The following is a 19,147-nucleotide window of genomic DNA, read 5'->3' on the forward strand; positions in this document are numbered from 1 at the left end:
GACGATATCTGTGATGGCCGGGAGAATGATTATGTATTTCTCTCTTCGATTATCCATCGCCATGTCAGCGACCTGTTCCCCGGCATGGATATCAAAGGCTGTTATCAGTTCCGGCTGACCCGTAACAGTGACCTGGACCTTGAAGATGAGGTTGAAGACCTGGCCAAGGCACTGCAGGGTGAACTGCTCTCCCGTCGCTACGGTAAAGCCGTGCGACTGGAGGTGGCCGACAACTGCCCACAACCGTTGGTGGATTTTCTACTCAATGAATTTGGCCTGACCAATGAAGATGTTTACCAGGTCAGAGGACCGGTAAACCTGACGCGCATGATGTCCATCTGCGACACCAATAACAAACCGGACCTGGTCTTTCCGCCATTTACCCCCGGCTATCCAAAAGGCCTGCACAGTAAACGGAAGCACAGCAATAACGTACTGGATCTGGTGGCCAAACAGGACATCCTGCTCCATCACCCCTTTGAGTCATTCACTCCGGTTGTGGATATGCTCCGTCAGGCCGCCAAGGACCCCGATGTTCTGGCCATTCGGCAGACGCTGTATCGCACCGGCGCTCACTCAGAAATGGTAGATGCCCTGGTAGAAGCTGCCAGACAGGGTAAAGAGGTGACGGTTGTGGTAGAAATCCGTGCCCGGTTTGATGAAGAGGAAAACCTGGCCCTGGCCCGTCGCCTGCAGGAAGCTGGGGCCGTCGTCGTATACGGGGTAGTCGGCTATAAAACCCACGCCAAGATGATGTTGATTGTTCGTCGTGAAGGGCGCCATATTCAGCGTTATGCTCACCTTGGCACGGGTAACTATCATGCTGGCAATGCCCGACTCTATACCGATTACAGCCTGCTGACCTGTGACAAAATACTGACCAACGACGTTCATAAAATCTTCCAGCAGCTGACGGGTATGGGGCGTGCGGTTCGTGTTCGCAAGCTGTTCCATGCGCCCTTCACGCTGAAAAAGAGCCTGATTGATCTGATCAACCAGGAAACCACCAATGCCAAAGAGGGAAAACCGGCCCGGATCATCATCAAAATCAACTCACTCACTGAGTCTCATATGATCAAAGCGCTGTTCAAGGCTTCCCAGGCCGGTGTTGAGATTGACCTGATCGTTCGGGGTATTTGCTGTCTGAGGCCCGGCATTGAAGGGTTGTCGGAAAATATCCGTGTACGTTCCATTGTCGGACGGTTTCTTGAGCACACCCGTGTCTACTATTTTGAAAATGGCGACGATGACGCCATGGTCTATTGTTCCAGTGCTGACGCCATGATCCGAAACCTGGATATGCGTATTGAGACCTGTTTCCCTATTGAGGACCCAAAACTTGCTGCCCGCATCAAAAAAGAATTGGACTACTACCTCTCCGATAACACCCGCAGCTGGCAGCTGCAAAGTGACGGTGAGTATGAGAAAAACCGGCCGGTTCGGGGTCAGCGTCGACGCAATGCCCAGGAGCGGTTGATGGAGACGCTGGCGATTATTGCTAACAAGCCGTCTACTGATTAAGGGACTGTCATTTGATAACTTTGACATTTTAGTAAGCGCTGCCCGCTTCCCGCCACCCGCTGCCCGAAAAAGACAGGCTGCTTGTGCTTTTGCGGGAAGCGGGAGGCGGGAGTCGGGCAGCGACCTTAACAACTCACAATCTACGGTGGTTTAAGCAGGGCATTCGCTGACGTACTTTCGCCAGTTCATCCAGATCCAGTTCAGCCATAATCACCGCAGCCCCTTGAGCAGGGCCTTCAGCCAGAATATCCCCCCAGGGTGAAATGATCATACTGTGACCATAGGTCTGGCGGCCATCAGGATGTGTGCCCGCCTGATTGGCTGCCAGCACATAACATTGGTTTTCAATAGCCCTGGCTTTCAACAGCACTTCCCAATGCGCCTCACCGGTGACTTTTGTGAAGGCAGAGGGTACGGCTAATATTTTTGCTCCCTGCGCCACCAGTGTGCGATACAGCTCAGGAAAACGAAGGTCATAACAAATTGAAAGGCCAACCGTTGCCCGACCAATATCCACCAGCCCCGGCCCTGCTCCGGGAATAAAATCATCCGATTCTCTATAACGCCCTTTACCGTCAGATACCTCTACATCAAACAGGTGCATTTTGTTGTAACGGGTAATTTCCTCCCCTTCAGGGCTATAAACAAAGCATGAGGCATGGTTACGCCCATCAACGGCGTCATGGACAGGCACTGAGCCACCGATAAGCCAGCTACCCAATGATCCGGCTATTGATGCCATCCACTCCCTTATTTCATCAGCTTGCAAAGCCACTTCAGCCTGAGGGCCTCCAAGCATGGCAAAACATTCAGGCAGCACAATAATATCTATTTTCTCATGTCGATGAGCCATTAACTGACATTCAATGTCAGCAAGATTTTCAGGAACAACCAGCCCCGAACAAACCTGAACCACCGCCGCTTTAAGTCTGCTCATTATTATTCGCCCATGCTTTCTGGTTAAGTGGATTTTCGCGAAATGGATGATAGTTTATTCTTGTGGGTCTTCATAAAGCTACCAGACACTAAACAACATGTGCCTTATTGTTTTTTCATGGCAGCCTGATAGCCAGTATCCACTGATTCTGGCGGCCAATCGAGATGAATTTTATCGGCGCCCGACACAGGCGGCCGACTTCTGGAACGACTCACCCGATGTATTTGGTGGCCGGGACCTCGAAGCTGGCGGCAGCTGGTTGGCGATTAACAAGAATGGCCGCTTTGCTGCCGTTACCAACTACCGGGAAGTTCCGGGCATTGCAGGCTTCTATTCCAGGGGTGTGCTGGTTTCTGACTTTGTCACAGGCTCCCAGCCGGCATCTGACTATTTACAGGCACTTCAACAACAGAGGGACAAGTGGTCAGGATTCAATCTCCTGATTATGGACTCAACAGGCCTTTATTACTTTAGCAACCGTACAAAAGCCCCCGGTATTTCTCCTCTTCCTCCCGGGATATACGGTTTGAGTAACCATCTGCTAGACACGCCATGGCCAAAGCTGGTGACAGCACGTAATGGTTTGACCAGGGCAATTCAGGAATCCATCCCTCCATGTAGCAAACAGCTTATTGAGTTGATGTATGACAGTTATCAAGCACCAGATGAACAATTACCGGATACCGGGGTCAGTAAAGACCTGGAAAAACGGCTTTCCAGCTGTTTTATTGCCAGTGAAGACTATGGTACCCGAAATACCAGCGTATTGATGATCGACCGACACCATCAGCTGCAGTGGATTGAACAGGGCTACCTGCCAGGTGGCGTAGCCGGTGAGCGCCGTCAGTTCAAAATCAAACTGCAGCATAATCAGCTAAGATAGTGCAGAGCAGTTGTCAGATTGAACTGGGGTCTCTATGTTTAACCGCTTTTGCCATGCAGTACTGCTTTCTTTGTTAGCACTGCCAATTTCTACCCAAGCTAAAGATAGCTGGGTAGAAGTCGGTTCAGCCAAAGCAAGGGTCAGTGAAAATACCTTAACCATTTTTCCCCAGACTGAAGAGTCATACAGCAAGCTCCGTTTCCATATCTCCCATGGAGATGCCATCCTGCATCAGGCTCGCATCTATTTGGCCAAAGGTGATGTGTTGAATATCAACCTGCAGAAAACCATCAGGGGCAAACGGAACGGTGATGATGGCCTGGATTACTCAAGGATGGTTCCACTGACTGTCTCGCAGCAGAGCCCCATAACAAAAGTCAAAGTATTTTATAAATTCAAACAGCAACAATTAGCCTCCAAGCCAGTAATCGTTGAGTTGCTCGGGGTTCCTGCAGACTAGAAACGCCGCCCCTTGATACCAAGCACTTTCCCTATTCCCTCCTTGCAAAGGGCCAGCTCCAGGGAACTGCGAATAACCTGGGCATTATCGTGCTTCATTAAATCCGATAATATCTTCCTGGCACGATCCATACCGATGCGTCTTAATACCCATTTTACTTTCAACAGATTCACGGCACTCATCGACAGCATATCGAAGCCCATGGCCATTAACAGTACCGCTGCAGCAGGATCCCCGGCCATTTCACCGCAGATGCTGACGGTCTTGCCTTCCTGATGGGCATCATCCGCTACCTTCTGTAAGGCATGCAGAACAGCGGGGTGAAAGGAGTGATAAAGATCAGAGACCCGTGGATTGTTACGGTCTACGGCCAGCAGGTATTGAACAAGGTCATTAGACCCGATGGAAAGAAAGTCGACACGTTGTGCAAGGTCCTTGACCATATAAACCGCAGCGGGCACTTCCACCATCACCCCAACCGGTGGCATGGAGACCGGCAGGCCTTCAGCAAGAACTTCTGCATAAGCCCGGTGAATCAGATGTTGCGCTTCCTCCACTTCAAAAACACTGGATACCATAGGCAACATTATCCGGAGATTATCCAGACCCACACTGGCTTTCAACATGGCCCTGACCTGCACCAGAAAAATTTCCGGATGATCCAGTGTTACCCGAATCCCCCGCCAGCCAAGGAAAGGGTTATCTTCCTTTATGGGGAAATAGCTCAGGGACTTATCCCCGCCAATATCCAGCGTTCTCATGGTAACGGGTCGGGGAGCAAACGCTTCAAGCTGATGTCGGTAGATCTTTTCCTGTTCTGATTCGCTGGGAAAGCGGTCCCGTACCATAAAAGGTACTTCAGTCCGATAAAGACCAACCCCTTCAGCCCCACGATCCAGTGAGCGAATGGTATCGGTCATCAGGCCTGTGTTGACCCAGAGAGGAATACGGTAATTATCCGGGGTCTCACACGGCAGATCCCTGATGGCTTCCAATCCCTTGCTGAACTGATTCTCCTCTTCGAGCACTTCGGTGTAATAGTCCAGCAGCTCCTGGGCGGGAGATGAGTACACCAGCCCGAGATTACCATCCACAATCAGTTTTTTACCGGACAGCTTATGGAAAGGCAGCTCAACCACACCCATAACGGTAGGCACACCCAGGGCACGGGCAAGAATAGCGACGTGAGAGTTACTGGAACCCTGCATGGAAACCAGGCCTGCCAGCGACTCCTGCGGAACCTCACCGAGCATAACCGGAGAAAGCTCCTCACTGATCAGAATGGTATTATCCGGGTATTCAACCCGTGCATGCTCCCCCTGCTGAAGATGAGAAAGCACTCTTCGCCCCAGGTCCCTTACGTCGGTGGCCCGTTCACGGAGATAATGATCGTCCATCATTTCGAAATTGCGGATATGCTCTTCGATCACCTGTCGCAGGGCACCCTGTGCCCAGGATCCGCCGCGGATCCGATCCCTTATCTCCTGCCCAAGAGCCCGGTCATCCAGCATTCTCAGATAAACATCAAAAAGCGCCTGTTCCTCGGCAGGCAGACGATCAGAAAGTCGCTCAGCGGTGTCTTTCATTTCTTCGCGCACCGCTGCCAGCGCACTGTCAAGCAGTGCCAGTTCCAGATCTACATCCTTGCAGGGACGCTCAGGCACTGCACCAAGATCAGCCGGAGGCGTAATAACAACCGCATCACCAATCGCTACCCCAGTGGCCCCTGCGCTCCCCTGAAATCGCGCAATTCGTTTTTTCCGGGCAGGCGTGGAGACGTTATTGATGGAGCCGGTTGCCTGGGCATGGGCAATAACCCCTGCCAATTGAGCGGACATGGTGACCAGAAAAGCTTCTTCATGTTCATCAAAACGCCGCTGCTCAATCTGCTGAACCACCAGGACGCCAAGCGTATTACGGTGATGGATGATGGGAACACCCAGGAAAGAGGTAAAACGCTCTTCACCGGTTTCAGGGATATAGTGATATTTCGGGTGAGAAGCGGCCTCTTCGAGGTTGATGGGCTCTTCACGCAGCCCAACCTGCCCGATAAGACCTTCAGAATGAGAAAGAGTCACCTGTCCGACAGCAGATGGGTTCAACCCTTCTGAAGCCATCAGCGTATAAGCGGCACTTTCAGAATCATACAGATAGACCGAGCACACTTCGGTTTTCATGGCACCACGAACCCGCTGCACAATAATCTGCAATGCCACCTGAAGGTCAGAGGCAGAACTGACTTCCTGTACGATATTGCGCAGGGTGTTTAGCATGTCTGTCACATACCCGGTCTGATAATACTTGCTGCAACTACTTTAACAGTACAATAGCAATCCATGGCAAATTATATTGTCTTGTAACATCCTTCTTTCTATTGCAGCCCACAAGTTTGAATATATATCCATAAGTAGCTAACCATATGAAATCATATATTTCTGACTCCATATGGCCAGCTACTTAGCAAACACAAGGTGACTGATAAGCGGCAAAACAGTTATCAGGGCCTTGCAATAACTTGCAATAAATGTCATTCCTCTGTGGACTGTAACTTCCCAATTCTGGGTACCAGCTCTTTCAGCGCCCGTCGGTATACTTCCCGTTTAAACGAAACTACCTGACCAAGAGGGTACCAGTAACTCACCCAGCGCCAGCCATCAAATTCCGGGGACCCGGTGTGGTCAACCCGAATACGGTCATCATTGCTCAGCAGCTTCAGCAAAAACCACTTCTGCTTCTGCCCAATGCACAGCGGTTGCTGATCCCGGCGGACGAGTCGTCTCGGCAGACGATAACGTAACCACCCCCGGGTACAGCCAAGGATTTCTATATCTTCAGGATGAAGACCTATCTCCTCAAACAGCTCTCTGTACATGGCATCTTCCGGCGTTTCCCCATCATTGATACCACCCTGGGGAAATTGCCAGGCATCCTGCCTGATCCGCCGAGCCCACAATACCTGACCGTGATGATTCGCCAGGATAATGCCTACATTTGGCCTGAATCCATCGATGTCAATCACGTATATGGCTACCTTAGAGCCACCGTACCGTGCTACGAATCTCCCCTCTTCCAGGACATAACCCCACACTAAACAAAGCATGAAGCTGACTATTCAAGGAACAACAGGATCAGACGCAATCACTTTTCGGTGGCCACTCAAACTATTACTTATCACGCATTGTTTCACAAACGGATACAACACAGCAAACAGGCTTTTCACTTCAGAGGCAACACCGGAGCAGTTGTCACAGGTTGTTTATTCCCGGACAGCCAATTATCCTCCATTGATTGTGAGAACAGCTGGCGAAACCAGTCAAACGCTGAACGAGTGAATTCAGGATTTACGCCTCTCTTAACAAACTCCATCGAGACGCATATATAGCCGTAAGTCTTGTCAGCGACAGCTCTTGAGCCGTCAAAGCAACGCATATAGTAACGAATAGAATCTGCGTACTTTCCTTTTCTGAAATATATAAAGCCCAGCTGCTTATTCACGCCCAGGAGGAAGGCTTGATCATTTACGAGTTCAGGATTGCTCAACTGTTGTAACAAAATATAAATAGCCTGATCCAGGAGATTCAACCGGGTCAGGGCGATTGCTGCATTGAGGTAGAAATGATAATCCACCTTTGCACATTCCAAAGCGAAGTCCCTGGCATAAGCCCAGGCCTCATGCCATTGGGGAGTATCCGGTTTTTGAGCCATAGCCATTGTTTCCATCTCCTTCCATTGGGCGACGACCCCTTTAAACGGATCGGACTCAAGATACTTCAAGCCAGTTTCTGACATTTTTGAAAAAGACGACCATGAATAGGCAAGTGGAAACATAAGACTGGTTATTTCCAGTTTATTTTCCCTGGTCTTTGGAATCAGGCAATTGAACCAGCTAACAGCATCAGTAACAAATTGATGATCAGGACAATCTCTTATAATGCGCTTCACTGATCTGTATATATGTAAGTAGGTTTCATTCGGGACATGCAGAATTGCTGAAAATCCTCGCATATAATATTTTATGGCACTGATATAATTCCCTTCTTTGAAAAACAGAAATCCTAACTGTTTGCTGACACCCAGAAGATATCGCTGATCATTACAGGTTCCCAGTTGATCAAGCAAAACCATTTTAGCTTGATGAGTATTATTGAGTCTTGTTAACGCTATCGCCACATTTAACTTAAAGTGATAATCACTTTCAGAGCAGTGTGACGCAAAATTGTAAGCCTCCTGCCATGCTGTATTCCATGCAGGGCTTCCTTCTTCCAGCGACTTTGCATGCCCCTCCAATAACTCCCAATGTCTGATCATTTGTTTTTTTCCTGTCGTCGGTAATTGCTGATAGCTGGATTGATCAGCCCCCAAAGAAACCACATTGACACTGGCATACCCGCCTTTATCATGGTTGATCGAGGGAACTGGCTCACTTGAATCAGGTACTAATAAATACGGGGATGCAAAGTCCTGTAATTGTACAGGGTCAGGAAATACCTCAGCTCCAGGTGGCCAGGATTTCTGAAAACCGGCATTCGACACCTTCCTTTGATTCCAGAAATGGGTAAAGCTACCGTTTACCGGTTGAAAGTCAGGCTTTTCAATTTTCCTTGATCCCATGCCAGTAGAATAACTGACTGACTCTGGTGTTAAACGCTCTCCCTCATCATCAAGCAAGCTTAATATATCCCGCTTAATCCAACATTCCGGGTCACGACTATTAATCTTATCCTGCATACCTGTTTCTTTCAGGCCTTTAAAGACACCCGACATTTCAGAGCGGCAATGTGACACTCTGCGCGAACCATAAACAACTGAATCAGTCCGATCGATAACCAATCGACCATAATCATTCTGTAGGCCATATGGCGTACCTGGTAATACACCACTTTTTCTTTCCATAACAAAGCTCGATTGAGTAAATAGATTAAGACAGTCCTGATAATGAAAAATTCAAAAACCCAATAGCCAGGGTTTGGATTTGAACTTGCCTGAAAAAACAAATTTACTGTTGTTCCCTATATGATCAGGCGCTTACTGCTCAAGAACTCCTTCTGTAACTGCTTGGGGGTTAATAAAAAACCTGTATAATGCTCTCGAGAGACACTCGGCCTGAATAATAAACCGGAGTATGAATGGCCTTAGCAATCTTTGACCTGGACAATACGTTAATTGCCGGCGACAGTGATGCCCTGTGGGGAGAGTTTATGGCCGCCAATGGCCTGGTTGACAGTGAACGTTTCAGAGAAGGCAACCACCGCTTCTATGAACAGTACAAACAGGGAGTTATGAACATCCGGGAGTATCTGGATTTCTGCCTTAAGCCATTAACCCAATACAACCTTGAAGCGCTTGAACTCTGGCATGGCCAGTTTATGGAACAGGTCATCAGCCCCATCCTGCTGGCAAAAGGGCTGGCCAGGATAGAACATCACCGCCAACGTGGTGACTATATTATGATCATCACAGCGACCAATCGCTTTATTACCAAACCCATTGCAGCGAAGTTCAACGTAGATACCCTGCTGGCCATTGATCTGGAGATCAGCGACAACCACTACACCGGCAAGGTTATTGGAACCCCAACCTACCAGCAGGGGAAAGTTCTCCGTCTGCAGGAATGGCTCAACGAGCATTCGGAGTACTCAATGGCAGACAGCTATTTCTACAGCGACTCCCGGAATGACCTGCCGCTGCTGACAAAGGTAGACAACCCCATTGCTGTCGACCCTGACCCGGAGCTAAACAGTTTTGCACAGGCCAATGGCTGGCCAATCATCAGTTTCCGTTAGTGGTACTGAAACCAGGCTGGCCATTAACAGCCAGTCACTGAACCGTTAACCGGCCAAAAATCGCTTTACTATATTCCGTTTGGACGGATCATAACATTTGTTCCAAAGCAGTCCGTGTTCGGGGCATAGCGTTTACCCTGGCCGTTTTTTGCTTTTTAATTCCGGGTCAATCTGGTAATGGGTCTGAGAAATATACGGATACCATCGTCCTTCATGGAACTTTAGTCTCTACAAACCTTCACAGGAGCTGTAGAGATGTCTAATAACAATTCTGATAACAATTTTGATAACAGCGAAGAACCATTAAACACCCTGCTCCGGTCATTGATGGAAAGCACCGATGAACGTTCAGTAATGAACCTTCTTGAGTCAGCCCATAAAGGATTTACCCAGGGAGCCAATGACTTTGTCGAGCAGGCAACAGGAAACATGCCGCCAGCCGATATCAAAAACCATCTGCGGACTTATCCCCTGGCACAAATGCTGATCAGCATTGTCAAATACCATGAGCTGAACAAGAACACGGATATTATCCGCAAAACGGTCATGGCCGTGCTGGACAGCCTTGAAGACAGCGCTTCTTCAGCGTCCTATGAGGCAAAGACACCGGAGACAACCCTTCACTGACAACGTTTCATTAACGTTTCATCAGCAACCACTGAAAAAGGGAACCTGAGTAATGATTGATCAGAGCGAACTGCAGGAAAAAGGTTACATCATCGTTCCTGACCTGGTACCTGACCCGTTACTCCAGCCCGCGATCAAAGCCATTACCGACTTTCTGGATGTTGACCTGGATGATCCCGCAACCTGGTACCGGAAAAACCTGGGCAGTAATGGTGTTGTCCCCATTCATCATCATCAGGCACTCTGGGATATCCGCCAGTATGAGCCTGTTTACCGATTGTATGCCAATCTTTTTCAGACAGATGATCTCTGGGTAAGGCTGGACCGGGCCTCCTTCAAACCACCCTGGCGCCCGGAGCATCCGGATCAGAAAGACGACAGCCAGATCCATCTGGACAGCCATCCGGAAAAAGTGTTCCTGCCAAGATACCAGGGAATTCTCTACCTGACGGACACGGCGGAAAATCAGGGGGCATTCTGTTGTGTTCCCAGCCTTTACACCGGAAAACAAACGACACTGAATCGCAACTCCCTGCTCTTTACCGATGACGACCTGAAAGGCCATGATATTGTCCATCTGGCGGGAAAGGCCGGAACCTTCATTCTCTGGGACTCACGCCTGCCCCATGCCAGCAGTCTCAACCACCATTCACAGCCACGGCTGACCCAATATATTTCCATGTTCCCGGCGGGTACCGAAGATAACCGGGAAGAGCGCATTCAGCTGTGGCGGGACAAAAGAGCACCTGAGCGCTGGCGCAACTTTCCTTATCAACAGGATCCGGAACCCGGCGAGCCTGCTGAACTGACAACCGTTGGCGAACAGCTTCTGGGTCTCCGGTCATAAGCCTGATTTTTCCTCAGCCTCGGCAATAAGGCGGACGGTCGTTTCTGTCAATGAACTCACCGAACGCCAGAACCGGCTTTTTCCTGCTGGCGAATCAGGCTCACTCTTTTTCAGCTGCATCAAACTCGCTTGCAATGCTTTCGGGCATACCGCCGGACGCCGGGGAGCCTGTTGCTCCGGGTAGTTCTCCCGGTAAAAACGGCACCAGTCAAACAGTACACCGGGATCTGCTTTGCCACGAAAGCCGGCAATATGCTCATGACCAAGCACCCTCTCAGGATCGCGCAAAGCAGGATAGTGTTCTTTCAACCTGGCCATCACCCGCTGCAGAGACTGATACTGTTCGTCGGTAAACGGGAATACATTACCGTTATAGTTCACCAGCTCAATGCCAACAGAGCAGTCATTTAATCCCTGAACGCCTTCCCACTCACTAACCCCCGCATGCCAACCACGATGTGCCTGACCATTCAGGCAGTCTACCAGCTCATAAATCTCACCATCCGCATCAATCACCAGGTGTGAAGACGCACAGGACTCAGGGTTCATAAAAATGTCCAGCGTATCTTTCAGGTCTACCGCCGTATAATGAATTACCAGATAATCGACAGGAATTAACCAGTCATCCCTGTTCGCAGTTTTTACCCTGTTCACATTCAGAGTCATGAGCACGCAGCCAGCCAAGTATCAATCAACTTATCATTGTCTGATTCCCTGGTGACTGCAAGCGGTCACGACGTGACGATAAAGAAATTATTGGAGGATAAACCATGGCCAAAGGGCTATTGAAGCATCAGGAGCGACAGAGCGCCCTGAGCCTGCTGGGAAAGGACCTGGCACGCCGGGCAAAATCAAAATGCGAACTGTGCGAAGCGTCCGGCGTTCCACTGTCCATCTATGAGATAGAGCCTGTCCCCGGCGAGCCAGACTACGACCACTGTCTGATGCTCTGTGAAACCTGCAAAACGCAACTGGAGCAGCCAAAACGCCTGGAGCCTAACCACTGGCGATGCCTCACTAAAAGTATCTGGAGCCAGATACCTGCCGTTCAGGTGGTTTCTCTTCGGCTGCTAAGAAAATTATCGGAAAAACAGGACTGGGCAATCGAAGCGCTGGAGCATGCTTACCTGGAGCCTGAGATTGAGCAGTGGGCAGACGCAGCAACAATCTGAAAAGGGGGCAAAAATAGAGCCATTTATTATCCGGTAAATGGCTCAGCGTTTTCTATTGTTTTCGCTTTAACATCACCAAAGCCACCTGGTTCTCAAGCACTTTCAGCCTGCGTTTGGCCTCTTTGAAGTGTCTGTGACGGTCATTGGCCCTTTGATCACCAAGTTGAAGCGCGGCTTCTGTATCCTGATCGGGCATCGTAACCACTACAGGAATGGTAACATTGTTTTCACTATCGCCCATGGAGTCGGCAAAGTGAATCAGCCCGTTTTTACTGTCTCTTAGCCAGGATACATAGTGGCTTTTATCAATCGCCATCACGGCACTGACTTCATAAGGAATTCTTTTGTCACTTCCATACATGGGTACGCCAACATCCTTCTGCCAGTCATAGCGACCCCTGATATTTTTACCCTCATTGGGCATAGTCATGAATATCACTTCCGGATAATTATTTTCATCCGGTAACAGTGCTTTTTTAGCACTGTCAAAATTACCATATTGGTCTTTCCAGCTATCAATAAAGATGTCGATCATCTCTTGAAAGTTATCCGCTCTCTTAATCTCCGTTTTTATTAACTCTCCCTCTCTAGGAGATTCTTTTCCATATCCAGTCAGTTTTATTTCAACTTTTCTTCTCTCACCATTGTTATCAACATACTCTGACTCTCTGACACGAACGAAAGGAATACCATTTTGAGAGTGCGTTTCCATGTCAATAATGATTTTCCCGGAATTATTTCCGTTCTCATCAAAGTATTCGAACATCTTGCGGGTTACATGCTGATGCAAATAATGGTGTTCCTTCGTCAGCTTTAACCCTAAAATGTCATTTTCATTATGATAATATTCAATAGTTTCTCCGATAACATCCCTGTTAAAGCGATTAGGGTTAGTTTTCGTTTTTTTCAGTGTTAAATTATCAGGAACTTTTTCATCCTTTATCAAAAAATCAAAATTTTGTGATGGATAACGACTGGAACTTAATTGTTTACAATCACTGTGCATCTCAACCAAGGCGACTTTTTGTTTGAGTGACATGGGTTCAGTATTCAAATACCCATAGATGTCATTAAGTATTTTATGGATAAAATCAGTGGGTTCCAGTACTTCTCCAAGTGGTACAAATGTCAACTCGGCAAGTTCATCTTGAGTTAGCTTTTGACCGACTTTCAGGAGATTGCCGTTCAGACGCATATAACCTGAAGATCGATCAGGCAGGGATGTGACCGTAGCATGTAGTGACTCTTTTACCGGACCTGCTGATATTGCTAATGATATTTCCACTGCTTTAGTTTCATTCCTGAAATCATTATTACAATGAAATTCTGATTCAATCTGGAATTTTACAATTTGTCCGGCTTTCTTCAAAGCATCACCCACAACATGAGGCAATAATTTTACTTCTCTCAGGCCATAGAGCAGCCTTATCTTATCAAGCTCATCATTTGAAATATAAGCATTAATATTGTTTCCAGTATTGAATTTCTTCAACAGGCTAACTAACTCACAGGTTTTGGTTTTATCAGAAGCACTTAAATAATTATGTGTTGCAATCTTATTTTCTGCATCGCTAATCAATGTATCCAGCAATCCATCATGTGAAACAGACATAAAGAATGAAGCAAGGCCACAGTTATTGTCTCTTGCCTGAATGCCTGCGTGTCTTACCTTTGCATCAGCTTTACCTGAATTAGCGATACCTTCGCCAGCAGGAACAGCTGCAGCTGTGACATCAGGCAAAACACCCGATTGACCGGGGCTACTCCTGAACACTGAAACAGATTGACGTTGATTTGGCAAAAAGCCGCCGTATTGACGCTCTGAAGGGACTTTCTGCAATAGTTCTGAATCACGCAGTTGACACTTTTCCAGAATATTTGTGATGGAATCCCTACCACCATCAATCGCTGCATTAACCTGCTTGAGAGTCAGTTGAACAGAACCAATGTGCCTCCTTATCATCAGCCGGGAAGTGAGATCCAGGTCAGGATAAAACGTCTCAAGACTGCTAATTAATGAACGCTTTTGCTGCTCAGTAATCTTGATATACCCAGATGAATCAGAGCCTTGATCAGGCGCCAATGCTGATTCAGTAATCGCTCCCTGCTCGATAGCGCGTTTAACCGATATCATCAGAGAGAGTGTCGGGTCTTTTACGCCCAGGGCAGCCCAAACCGCCTCTTCATGAATTTGCTCATGGTGTGTGACTGGTGCGTGGGATTCAGTGTCGACAACACCTTCAAATCCAACGTTTTCATCTGACTCAACTCTTGACTCAACTCTTGACTCAAGCTCACCTTCAACTCCAACAAACTCCCATGGACTGGAGTGGCCTGAACTCTGAGAAGATGAAACACATCTGTCCTCAGCAACGATATCAGCCATCGCATCCAGAATATCCGCTTCCCTGATGAAATTGCCTTCATCTTCATCAGAAGAGCCAGGATCAATGGACTGACGATCGCCAGCAACTTCTATGGCATGTATGGCATGCTTGGAAGCATTGAACTCATGGACAGAATTCTCAGGTCTGTCAGCGTTAGACGATACTGCTGCAGAGACCGAACCCTGCCCTGCCTCAACGGCAGGGCTTGGTGATAGACTCAGTTCCAGGCCGGTATACCACGCTTGCAGTAACTCCAGGGCGTCCTGTGTTTCGGGTTTCATCAACTGCCCGGCAGCCTTGATGATAATATTCCTGTCCAGGCCTAATGAGGTAATTCTGTTGACAATATTGATACGGGTTGCATCATTCAGGTCTCTATAAAAACCAAGATTTCTGGCAATCTTTGCTGCTTCCGCTTCAGTTGCACACCCTGAATGTTCAGCGTTAGCCTCCAGTGTGCCGCGGGTTACCTGCTGAACAGGACCTGGAACTTTTATCAGTGCAGCATCAGTATCAGGACTGGTTGCCCGGAAGCGAGAACTTCGGGGAATTATGGGGGCGGCCTGATTTCTCTCTGTCGGCGGACTCAGGCGGGAAATGGATAAGCCAGTAGCAGCGCGTTGTGAACTGATCTTTGCAAGCAATCCTGCAGGCTTCCGGGAATGACTTGCCTGATTGCCGCCCGCCTTTCCACGTTCTATGTCCCACCTGAGAGAAGGGGTCAGATCATCATCCCTCAAGCCCAGCCAGGGATCATCAGCGTTAACTACTGACTCAGGCACTTTTATTGTTTTACCGGTTTCCACTGCTAAGCCAGTTTCAGAATGAGGCGTCTGATCAGCGTTCAACAGCTCGTGGGATCTGGCAACCTCATTCATGGCCCATTTTTGTTCATCAGTTACTGCCGAATCAGCACTCAACCCACGCAAATTCCGCAAGACTGTTCTTGGGCTTCTCAGGTTGAGCAGAGCATTTTGAACCTCCTGTTCAGTTATGTTTTTCATGAACAGGAGATCTTTGATTATTACTTTCTCAAAGACCTCAAGACAGGCCTGCCCCAGAGTCTTTAAAGCATCTGCAGATAAGTGAGCGCCTGACGCCTGGTTGCGGGGGGAAGATAACCGGGCCACCACAGACTCATTACTTATTGTTGGATAACGGGAAGCGAAGGATTCTGGAGCACGTCGTGGTCCGGGATTCTGGCAGATTTGAGCATTGGAAACGGTATAACCTGAAATTCTGGAAGTCACCGACGGCCTTATTGAGCACGAATGGCCTGAGAATTGGGTCGATTGACCGGTTTTTTTTATTCTACCGCTGTCAGCATGGGTTTCTTCATTTTCACGAGTACCCTTATCATAACGACATTTTGTAGAGTCAGACGGTTCACTCCTCCGATGAGAGCTGGATATTCCGTAACCCGAACTGCTGACCTGATGATCCATTTTTTTTCTCCTTAAATACTCTGGAAAGATTTTTTAACAATATGAGCTTAAAAGCAGCTTTGAACATCCTGTATTCCACAAGGACTTAATAAGAAATCACAGCTTAAGCCTGATAAAAATCCTGTTGTTTTTTCACTATTCCTTTTAGATCAATAACAAGGACAATAGTTCATTAAACGAGTAAATAAACGAAAATCAAAATGCTACAAATTCCATTAACCTATTGATATCTAATTATTATCTGATCACCGCAAGCAAAGTAACCCGCTTAAAAACAGGCCATTTTAATTCGCTGATTCAATAAAATAGGTCAATAAGCAGTGAGGGATTTCACCATGCAACAGAATATAACCAAATCAGAAGCTTGCACTCTGAGCAAGGAGGGCCTTATAGTCATTAGCATGAAACAATTATTAAAATATCATGCATTCCTGTTACTTCTGCCCACCAGCTTGATGGCAGAGACAGCAGAGCCTGCCAGTCCGATCAGTGAACTGGATCTGTTTCAGGTTGTCATGCCCATGTTAATGGTCGTCAGCCTGATTTTTGTCCTGGCCTGGCTGGTCAAACGTTTTAATCCCAAACTGCCAGCCATGGGAAAAGATATAGAGTTGTTATCCAGTGCGCCTCTATCCAATCAGACCCGCCTGACTCTGGTACGGGTTTGTGGAAAAGATCTTCTTATTGGCATAACACCAGGCCAGATCACTCTGCTGAAAGATTTTGATGCCCCGGTTGTGGATAGAAGCCATGTCAAAGGGCAGGCTGACCTGGCAGAGCAGTTCAAAAAACTCCTGCGCTCCAAACCCGATGGTGATAACTCCTCTGAGAAAGCGGATCTTTAAAGGGTACCTCGATTAAAAGCCCCCATTAACCCACTCATTTTATCTTAGGGGCTTTCCTGACTGGCTTCTTTTGCAGTTATTCCACACCCACCTGATATGCAAATAAACTTATTCATAACTTGAAACAGGAGTTATACAGGTAGCACACAGGTTATCCACATCATCTTCATTTCCGTCAAACAGATCTGCTGTAAAGACTCCCGGTTATCTTCACTGAGATAACCCAGGCATTCATTCTGCTCATCCCGATCGTGCCATTTTCCAGCAGCCATATTATCCGGGTAGTAGTGTTTTCTTCAGGTTAATCCAGGTCGTGAACAGATTTCCACAGTTTCCCTGATCAACTCCCTGAATGAGCTGTGGATAACTCCTTTTATCCCTTACCATTCCTGACCGGAACAACAACTGTTTATTTTTTATACAGATGCATTTTGACTCACACTTCTTTCAAAATATTTGCAGGAGACTGACTGATAACCCGGCGAACCCCCAACCATCCGGCAATACCCAGAACAGTGGCACCAAACAGCGGTAATGCACACCAGATCAACCAGGCAGGCTCCCAACGCAACTCAAAAACCCGGGTATTGAGCAAATAGCTGGCAAGTTCCGTACCGCAGGCCGCCAGTAAACCCGCCAGAATGCCGAACAGGACAAATTCTCCGACCTGCATGACCAACAGTTGCCGACGGGTTCCTCCCAGTGAACGAATCAATCCGCCTTCGTGCAGACGTTCATCAATGCTGGATTCAATCACAGACATCATCACCAGCAACCCTGCCAACAGCAGTGCCGCCAGCATTGCTTCTACGGCAATGGTCGATTGTGCCAGCATCTTCTGAACCTGGTTAATAACCGCATCCAGGTCCAGCAGGGTCATGGTGGGAAACTGAGTGACCAACCCATTGAGCAGCAGCTTATCCCCGGCATTCAGGTAGAAGCTGTTTAACCAGGTAGCCGGAAGATCCTGCAATACAGCCTCAGGAAAAATCATGTAGAAGTTTGGCTGGAAAGACTCCCACTGGACTGAACGAATACTGCTCACGGTCTGAGTAAACTCAGTTCCCGAGACAATAAACGTCAACCGGTCACCCAGATCAATACCCAGGTTTTCAGCAATTTCTGCCTCTACGGAAAGCCCCTCATTGCTGCCGGGTTCCCACCACTCGCCCTGTTCAATCCGGTTCTTTTCCGGCAACGTTTCTGACCAGGTCATATTCAATTCACGGTTCAGGGCGTTATGGTTCTCCTGCTCTTTGGTTACTGCTTCCCTGACGGGCACATCATTAATGCGAACCAGACGACCACGGATAATTGGATAGAGCTGGCTGGTATCCACATTATTACTGGCCAGAAACCCGGAGTACGCGTCAACTTCAGAGGGCTGGATATTCATGGCAAAGTAGTTGGGCGTCTTGTCCGGCAACTCATTCTGCCAGCGATCAAGCAGATCGGTGCGCAGTAACAACACCACTGCCATGGCCATAAAGGTCAGGGTAAATGCCAGCAGCTGGGCCGAAGTCTTGCCTTTACCCTGGATAATCCTGCTGACCCCGGGACGCCAGAACACTGGCAGGGTGGCAAGCCTCTGACGATTGCCCAGCCGAGCAAGCAGCAATTGCACGCCCAGAGAGATCATCATCAGCACCGCACCCGAAGCCACGGCCAGAATCAGCGCCATCACCACCTCGCCGGTGTGATACCAGAGCAGCAGAAAAACAGCCATTAACGAGAAACCGTATACCAGCCAGGAAGCGGCAGGCGCAGGCGACAGGTCACGTCTTAAGACTCTCAGTGGTGAAACGTCCTGTAGCCGTAACAGTGGCGCAAGCCCAAAGCCGACCAGGGTAATCACCCCGGTCAGCCCGCCAATCACCATCGGCATGATACCCGCTGCAGGCAACCAGGCGGGCAATACCCCCCTGAGCAACTGGACAATACCTTCCTGAAGCAACCAGCCAATCAACACGCCAGGCAGCGCCACCAGCACGGCCACAAAGGCCAGCTCCCCAAGCAATAGTCTCAGCACCTGCTGGCGACTGGCACCCAGGCAACGCATCACAGCACAGCTATCAAAGCGGCGTTCTGCAAAGCGCTGGCTGGCCATGGCCACCGCGACGCCAGCCAGCAGCATCGCGGCCATACTGGCCAGGCCAAGGAACTGCTTCAGCCGCACCACCGAGTTGCGCAGATCACGTCGACTGTCGTCGGCCATCAGCAACCGTTCACTGGTGTCCAGA

At 48.6% G+C, this 19,147-nt stretch carries 16 protein-coding genes; 8 read left to right on the forward strand and 8 right to left on the reverse strand.

Going from position 1 to position 19,147, the window contains the following annotated elements:
• The coding region (ppk1, locus tag KDK13_RS09560) for a polyphosphate kinase 1 (protein WP_257284750.1) at positions 1-1,521 on the forward strand (1,521 nt) is incomplete at its 5' end.
• Between the two features lie 133 nt (positions 1,522-1,654).
• Here the strand turns inward: ppk1 and KDK13_RS09565 are convergent.
• Positions 1,655-2,458, reverse strand: a complete 804-nt coding sequence (locus KDK13_RS09565) for a carbon-nitrogen hydrolase family protein (RefSeq protein WP_257284751.1) — start codon at positions 2,456-2,458, stop codon at positions 1,655-1,657.
• A 97-nt stretch (positions 2,459-2,555) separates the two neighbouring features.
• Here KDK13_RS09565 and KDK13_RS09570 point away from each other — a divergent pair, with 97 nt between their 5' ends.
• Together KDK13_RS09570 and KDK13_RS09575 are read left to right on the forward strand one after the other, a co-directional pair.
• Positions 2,556-3,341, forward strand: coding sequence for an NRDE family protein (locus KDK13_RS09570; RefSeq protein ID WP_257284752.1), 786 nt, complete (start codon positions 2,556-2,558; stop codon positions 3,339-3,341).
• Between the two features lie 34 nt (positions 3,342-3,375).
• On the forward strand, positions 3,376-3,801 hold the full coding sequence (locus KDK13_RS09575; RefSeq protein ID WP_257284753.1) for a hypothetical protein: 426 nt from the start codon (positions 3,376-3,378) through the stop codon (positions 3,799-3,801).
• On the opposite strand, the gene ptsP is transcribed toward KDK13_RS09575, so the two are convergent.
• From ptsP to KDK13_RS09590, 3 genes are all read right to left on the reverse strand, one after another.
• Positions 3,798-6,074 carry a phosphoenolpyruvate--protein phosphotransferase gene (gene ptsP, locus KDK13_RS09580; RefSeq protein ID WP_257284754.1) on the reverse strand — a complete coding sequence of 759 codons (2,277 nt, stop codon included), beginning with the start codon at positions 6,072-6,074 and terminating at the stop codon, positions 3,798-3,800. The genes KDK13_RS09575 and ptsP overlap by 4 nt on opposite strands.
• A gap of 254 nt (positions 6,075-6,328) precedes the next feature.
• A complete protein-coding gene (gene rppH, locus KDK13_RS09585) occupies positions 6,329-6,820 on the reverse strand; it encodes an RNA pyrophosphohydrolase (protein WP_257284755.1) in 492 nt (163 codons plus the stop codon).
• A gap of 197 nt (positions 6,821-7,017) precedes the next feature.
• Positions 7,018-8,529: a lipopolysaccharide assembly protein LapB gene (locus KDK13_RS09590; protein ID WP_257284756.1), complete on the reverse strand. Its 1,512-nt coding sequence runs from the start codon at positions 8,527-8,529 to the stop codon at positions 7,018-7,020.
• 398 nt (positions 8,530-8,927) lie between these two features.
• Between KDK13_RS09590 and KDK13_RS09595 the strand changes: the two genes are divergently transcribed.
• The 3 genes from KDK13_RS09595 (at position 8,928) to KDK13_RS09605 (ending at position 11,058) form a co-directional block, all read left to right on the forward strand.
• Positions 8,928-9,584, forward strand: coding sequence for an HAD family phosphatase (locus tag KDK13_RS09595; protein WP_257284757.1), 657 nt, complete (start codon positions 8,928-8,930; stop codon positions 9,582-9,584).
• 255 nt (positions 9,585-9,839) lie between these two features.
• Positions 9,840-10,211 carry a hypothetical protein gene (locus KDK13_RS09600; protein ID WP_257284758.1) on the forward strand — a complete coding sequence of 124 codons (372 nt, stop codon included), beginning with the start codon at positions 9,840-9,842 and terminating at the stop codon, positions 10,209-10,211.
• Positions 10,212-10,263: 52 nt separating this feature from the next.
• Entirely contained in the window at positions 10,264-11,058 is a 795-nt protein-coding gene (locus KDK13_RS09605; RefSeq protein ID WP_257284759.1) for a phytanoyl-CoA dioxygenase family protein, read from the forward strand.
• Here the strand turns inward: KDK13_RS09605 and KDK13_RS09610 are convergent.
• Complete coding sequence (locus KDK13_RS09610) at positions 11,053-11,724, reverse strand: N-acetylmuramoyl-L-alanine amidase (protein WP_257284760.1); 672 nt, start codon at positions 11,722-11,724, stop codon at positions 11,053-11,055. The two genes, KDK13_RS09605 and KDK13_RS09610, sit on opposite strands and share 6 nt — an antisense overlap.
• Before the next feature lie 104 nt (positions 11,725-11,828).
• Here KDK13_RS09610 and KDK13_RS09615 point away from each other — a divergent pair, with 104 nt between their 5' ends.
• The gene (locus tag KDK13_RS09615) at positions 11,829-12,230 is read left to right on the forward strand and encodes a phnA protein (protein WP_257284761.1); all 402 of its coding nucleotides are present in this window, start codon (positions 11,829-11,831) and stop codon (positions 12,228-12,230) included.
• Between the two features lie 52 nt (positions 12,231-12,282).
• Here the strand turns inward: KDK13_RS09615 and KDK13_RS09620 are convergent, their stop codons facing one another.
• Positions 12,283-14,898: a hypothetical protein gene (locus tag KDK13_RS09620; protein WP_257284762.1), complete on the reverse strand. Its 2,616-nt coding sequence runs from the start codon at positions 14,896-14,898 to the stop codon at positions 12,283-12,285.
• Positions 14,899-16,397: 1,499 nt separating this feature from the next.
• Here KDK13_RS09620 and fliO point away from each other — a divergent pair.
• Positions 16,398-16,907, forward strand: a complete 510-nt coding sequence (fliO, locus tag KDK13_RS09625) for a flagellar biosynthetic protein FliO (protein WP_257284763.1) — start codon at positions 16,398-16,400, stop codon at positions 16,905-16,907.
• 131 nt (positions 16,908-17,038) lie between these two features.
• Here fliO and KDK13_RS09630 read toward each other — a convergent pair whose 3' ends face one another.
• A complete protein-coding gene (locus tag KDK13_RS09630; RefSeq protein WP_257284764.1) occupies positions 17,039-17,179 on the reverse strand; it encodes a hypothetical protein in 141 nt (46 codons plus the stop codon).
• A 164-nt stretch (positions 17,180-17,343) separates the two neighbouring features.
• Positions 17,344-19,147, reverse strand: a 1,804-nt coding sequence (locus KDK13_RS09635) for an ABC transporter permease (RefSeq protein WP_257284765.1), incomplete at its 5' end; no start/stop codon positions are given.

This window comes from Endozoicomonas sp. SESOKO1, assembly GCF_024606265.1.
Classification (GTDB): domain Bacteria; phylum Pseudomonadota; class Gammaproteobacteria; order Pseudomonadales; family Endozoicomonadaceae; genus Endozoicomonas.

Bases quoted from the DNA above. Each gene is read 5' to 3' on its own strand.
- KDK13_RS09565 (WP_257284751.1), bottom strand. From the start codon at position 2,458: ATGAGCAGACTTAAAGCGGCGGTGGTTCAGGTTTGTTCGGGGCTGGTT.
- KDK13_RS09570 (WP_257284752.1), top strand. From the start codon at position 2,556: ATGTGCCTTATTGTTTTTTCATGGCAGCCTGATAGCCAGTATCCACTG.
- KDK13_RS09575 (WP_257284753.1), top strand. From the start codon at position 3,376: ATGTTTAACCGCTTTTGCCATGCAGTACTGCTTTCTTTGTTAGCACTG.
- ptsP (WP_257284754.1), bottom strand. From the start codon at position 6,074: ATGCTAAACACCCTGCGCAATATCGTACAGGAAGTCAGTTCTGCCTCT.
- KDK13_RS09590 (WP_257284756.1), bottom strand. From the start codon at position 8,529: ATGCAGGATAAGATTAATAGTCGTGACCCGGAATGTTGGATTAAGCGG.
- KDK13_RS09595 (WP_257284757.1), top strand. From the start codon at position 8,928: ATGGCCTTAGCAATCTTTGACCTGGACAATACGTTAATTGCCGGCGAC.
- KDK13_RS09600 (WP_257284758.1), top strand. From the start codon at position 9,840: ATGTCTAATAACAATTCTGATAACAATTTTGATAACAGCGAAGAACCA.
- KDK13_RS09605 (WP_257284759.1), top strand. From the start codon at position 10,264: ATGATTGATCAGAGCGAACTGCAGGAAAAAGGTTACATCATCGTTCCT.
- KDK13_RS09610 (WP_257284760.1), bottom strand. From the start codon at position 11,724: ATGACTCTGAATGTGAACAGGGTAAAAACTGCGAACAGGGATGACTGG.
- KDK13_RS09615 (WP_257284761.1), top strand. From the start codon at position 11,829: ATGGCCAAAGGGCTATTGAAGCATCAGGAGCGACAGAGCGCCCTGAGC.
- KDK13_RS09620 (WP_257284762.1), bottom strand. From the start codon at position 14,898: ATGAAACCCGAAACACAGGACGCCCTGGAGTTACTGCAAGCGTGGTAT.
- fliO (WP_257284763.1), top strand. From the start codon at position 16,398: ATGCAACAGAATATAACCAAATCAGAAGCTTGCACTCTGAGCAAGGAG.
- KDK13_RS09630 (WP_257284764.1), bottom strand. From the start codon at position 17,179: ATGGCTGCTGGAAAATGGCACGATCGGGATGAGCAGAATGAATGCCTG.